Raw genomic sequence first — 4,794 nt, forward strand, 5'->3', positions numbered from 1 at the left:
ACCGGCTGCTTGCCTTGATGCCATCAGGAGCGAGGCGGATGTTCACCTCTGCTTGAAAGGTCGCACGCGAGACACCAGGACTTTGTCCGTTCCCGCAAGAGGCGCTCGTGGATACGCCGATGCAAAGATATCGTCGATGTGGTCGGCGCGACCGAGGGATCGACGGAGTTCACGCGTGGGGGCTCCGGCCCAAACGCAACACGCGCTGCCGCCAACGCAAACATAACGTCGGCGACAGCATGCGTCGCATGCGGCGTATGGCCGTCTCGTGGTGGACAAGACGCTCAACGGCAAAGCCTTTTTCGCCGCTGGAGGGGCAGCCGGCTTTACCCGTTGCGCGTAAGCGTCCTCGGGGGCAGCAAGCCAAAGATCGTCGAGCATTTAGATCGATATACTGAAATTCGCACACCGCAAACCCTACAGCGAAGCTAACGCTTCGCCAACCCCCAGCCGCCAAATCCCGGGGTGCCTTCACGGAACGCACCGGCCGGCGTCTGCATCACGGCATGGTGATCGTCGGCGTTCTGTATCAATGCGCAGGACTCACGAGACATGCGCGACGCCCTAACGCGCGACCGCCCTCGCTTCGGCTGACGGCAACCATCGCAGAACGAATTCGACATCGCGCGTTAGCAGGACAAGCACGTCGCCGCACTCGCGACGATGCTCGCCGCCTGAACGACGCTCACGCTTCGACGTCGAGCTTCACTTCGTAGAGGGACTTGCCGTCGAGGTCGTGCAACGAGACCGTCAGCGCCCGGCTCGCGGGATCGATCTTCGCGCGGCCATAGAACTGCTGCAGGGCGGCTGGGGAGCGGTTCTGCGGATTGTCCTTCGGCACGCTGACATAGCGCAGTTCCGGACCGAACGTCATGTCGAGATCGTTCGGGCCGAACGTGCCCGCGTTGATCGGCCCGCCCACGAATTCCCAGAACGGCTTGAAGTCCGTGAACCTGGCGCGCGACGGATCGTAGTGCGTCGCCTGCGCGTAGTGCACGTCCGCCGTGATCCACACGACGTTCTTGATATCTTCCCGCTTGATGAAGCGGAGGATGTCGGCGAGTTCCAGTTCGCGGCCGGACGGCGCGCCGTCGTCCGCGTTCGCCCAGGCCTCGAACGTGCCCTTCGGCACATCGGGGTTTCCATCGGGCACGACGAGGGAGATCGGCATGTCGCTGGCGATGATCTTCCAGGTCGCGCGCGACGCCTTGAGCGAAGCCTTCAGCCACGCGGTCTGCTGCGAGCCGAGGAACGCAGAGTCCGCATCGAGACGCGTCTGTCTGTTCGGCGAGTTCGCGCCGCGATACGAACGCTCGTCGAGCATGAACACATCGAGCAGCGGGCCGAACTGAAAGCCGCGATACACCTGTTCCGGATCGAGCTGATTGATGCGATACGGGTTGTATTCGAACATCGCCTGCTTCGCGCGCGCTTCGAGCAGGTTGATCGCACGCGTCTGATAACGCTTCTCTGCTTCGCCGATCACTTGTCCCGGATACCAGTTGTTACGCACTTCATGATCGTCCCATTGCACGAGGAACGGCACTTCGGCTGCGAAGCGGCGCTTGTTTTTATCAAGCTGGTTGTAGGCAAATGCGGCGCGATAATCGTCGAGTGTCTGCGCGACATGCGACTTTCCTTCGGTGACGATGTTCGTCCAGATCGTGCCGTCGGGCAATTTCACTTCCGGCTCGATCACGCTGTCGGCATAGATCTGATCGCCCTGATGGATGAAGAAGTCCGGCGCTTCGCGACGCATCGCTTCATAGATGCGATAGCCGCCGAAGCGCTCGTTGATGCCCCAGCCTTGCCCAGCTTCATCGCCGGAGAAGACGAAGCAGATCGGCTTGTCCGCATCGATCGATGCCGTGCGCAGACGTCCCGTCACCGGTTCGCTAAAGGCTTTCCCATCGACGAGATCGGCGAAGCGCACGCGATAGTACACATCGGCGCCGGGCGGCAGGCCGGTCAGATCGACGCGCTGCGTGAAGCCGCTGCTATCGAGCGCGGCCGGTCCGATGCGGCGCTGAAACGTCTTGAAGCTTTCGCTCGTCGAATACTCGACGATCATGCGCGCGGGCCGGTCGGTGCGGCTCCAGACGATACCGCTCGTCGCGGTGACGTCGCCGCTCATTACGCCGCTGGGCAGTTGCGGACGCAACTTATCGGCGGTAACGACGGCGGGCGCGACGCCTTGCGCGAGGGCATCGGCAAGTCCCGCGCCCGTGAGCGCGAGCCCCGTGCCGGAAACGAGGCCCTTCAGCAAGGTGCGTCGGGACGGTTTGACGATGCGATCCGGCATGGCGAGCTTCCCTTGAACTGAATGATGGGGTTGTTGTGCGCTGCGTCGAACCGACGATGGTAGAGCGTAACCATGTCGTTTTTGTTTCAACGCATGCTTCGTTGCCTGCACGGTTGAGCGCGGCATCGTTCGGCTCAATGATCGACCACTCAAGGTCGGGATAGGCAAGCCGGCAATTTAAGCTGGTCTCAGCACGTCGCCGCGAAACCGGCGATACAGAAGGCCCCAACTCAACGACGCGCTGCGCGTACTTCAAGTCCGCGGGAGAGTAGAGATCGTCCCGGAACGGCGATGGGTCGGATGCCGCTTTTCGCGACGCAGCTAGCTCGGCCACCGTGGGGTTCTTGTTTTTCTTCAACGAAGCCAAGTCGCCACCGGTTTGCATTTGCTAATCGGGCCTACCATACTCGTCGTATCGTCGCCGCTCGACGACGCAAGCAACGGTTCACCGCGCGAACGCGATGATTTACCGCAATGTCGATCGATGGGAAGCGCCGCGTCCGTGTTTTCATTCAGCGTTTCTGGCAGCCGGTCCGCGCATGCATGACCTGCATGCTGGGAAGCTGGGGCAATGTGCTGAGCGTCGCGCACAGGGCCGTCGCGCTGCGCACAGGCGTGCTCACCGGCATGCTGTCCGTGCTGTTGAGCTTCGTGCCGGCGGTGAAGCGCATCTACGGCCTGCGCTTCGGCAATCCGCTGATGGTCGGACTGCTTACCCGCGCTAGGCGATGTCTTCTCGCACCGCAGCCACTATCGCATCCCGTGGCTGAAGCACGTGTTGACCGGCTTGATGGCCGGCCTGCTCGCCCTCGCCGCTTCCAATTTTCTCGAAGACCGGGGGCGCCGCGTCCGCGCGGCGTGGGCGCAGGTATTCAGATGACACAGGACGCGCGAGTCCATCGTTGCGCCGCGTCCGGCCCCGACTGAAGGTGCGACTCTGCGCGGCCACTTCTGTATGCCCGTGCCGCGCAGTCCCTCAGTCTGAATCCGCGGACAACTCGACGCGCAGTTCACCTACCACCATCGCCACACCCTTAGGCGAGGTCGGACCGTCGATCCGGACGAGAGAAACGACCACTTGCGTCAATTCTGCCGCTGACAAACCAAGCAGCGCATCGTTGGCAGGAAGTACCAGTGTCCCATCTGAGTGATGTGTCGCCGCAGAGACTTCGAACGGTCCTACGGTCCCAACGAAGCGAGACTCAGTGCTAGCGTCTATGTCACCGCTCGACGGCAGATTGACGTAGACGTTGTAGAAGTATCCGCCTTGCTTTCCGAGAGCGGTCACTGCCGCGCTGTCGAGCACGATGTTCGCGTACTTGAACCGGCCGTTGACTTTTCGCTCAGCTTGAGTCTTCGAGTCCACCGGAGACGCCGAGGAGCTGCCCACTGTATCCTGAAGCGCCGTCGCGTCCGGTGACGACACAGAAATCAGTGCACTCACTGAATGGTGGTCGAGTGCAAGATTCGCAGCCCCGCCGAGCGAGCGCCTGTTAGCTTTGATTTGCCGCGGCGGTGTCCGTGGAAACTTAGCCACGGGCGGCCGCCGTTGCATCCGGGGAGCGTGTGCCTGCACCCGAATGACTTTTCCGAGCTGGGCGTTCGGTGGAAGCACCGTTGGCAACCGGGTGTCCGCATACTGGTAGCTCAGCTGCGACGGTTCGTAGGTTCTTGACTTAGCCATGGTAAGTCCGGGCGCGTATGTGAACGAACCTTGCCAGTAAGCGCTACTCGGCGCTGGATACCTCGCTCTGGGCGTTCGCGCCCAGGCGTCAAGTAGCCGGTCCACGTTTGCGTGATGCAGAAAAAAGATGGGGTCTGTTGGTGACTGCATGTCGGCCATCCAGCCGCCAATGATGTCGTGGACTGGATTATGCGGCGCAGCCTCGAACGATGCCTCGTATGACCTTTGAGTGCCGCGTTGGAAGTTCGCGATTGTCCTCGCGAAGGGCGCCATTGTCAGCGCTCCACGTACATCCGTGTTGACGCGCCCGCTGACAAACAATGGATTGCCCGTGGCGCTGTCCGTAAATTCGCTCGGTATTGTCGGATAAGAGTAGTAGTCCCAGAAAGGCAAAGCAAGTGAGTTGTCGCCCGATACCGCTCTTAATTGCTGTTCGAAGCAATAAAGGAAGCCGCGATGCCATGCGAAAAAATACGGCTTGGTATGCGGACAGTATTTGACGTGTACATTCACCCAGTACGCCCACGAGTTGGGCTTGTTTGGATTGTTCGCCGCTTTCATAACTTCCACGGCATTGAGAAACGACGCATATTGCGGCGTGGTTTTAAAAACCTGCCATTCAAGTCTCGTGCGGTCAACTGCTGCCGACCTGCTTAACGGGGACAGCGACATCATTGTTGCAGCAGCTGATCCTTTTAGCAAGGTGCGGCGAATCTGGTCGATTTTTGACACAGCGATACCCCTGACGTTTCCAGCGTTAGATATGCAATCCTTACGAAACGGCAAAACGGCAAAACGGCAAAACGGC

The 4,794-nt window shown here is 60.6% G+C and carries 2 protein-coding genes and 1 pseudogene; 1 reads left to right on the forward strand and 2 read right to left on the reverse strand.

Annotated features, from left to right (window positions below; genetic code table 11):
* Positions 1-685: 685 nt before the first annotated feature.
* Positions 686-2,302, reverse strand: coding sequence for an alkaline phosphatase D family protein (locus BG57_RS30425; RefSeq protein ID WP_035970935.1), 1,617 nt, complete (start codon positions 2,300-2,302; stop codon positions 686-688).
* Positions 2,303-2,776: 474 nt separating this feature from the next.
* Here BG57_RS30425 and BG57_RS30430 point away from each other — a divergent pair.
* Positions 2,777-3,182: pseudogene (locus BG57_RS30430) on the forward strand (hypothetical protein).
* A gap of 96 nt (positions 3,183-3,278) precedes the next feature.
* On the opposite strand, the gene BG57_RS30435 reads toward BG57_RS30430, so the two are convergent.
* Positions 3,279-4,794, reverse strand: a 1,516-nt coding sequence (locus BG57_RS30435) for a tyrosinase family protein (RefSeq protein ID WP_206539446.1), incomplete at its 5' end; no start/stop codon positions are given.

The sequence above is a fragment of the Caballeronia grimmiae genome (genome assembly GCF_000698555.1).
Lineage (GTDB): Bacteria > Pseudomonadota > Gammaproteobacteria > Burkholderiales > Burkholderiaceae > Caballeronia > Caballeronia grimmiae.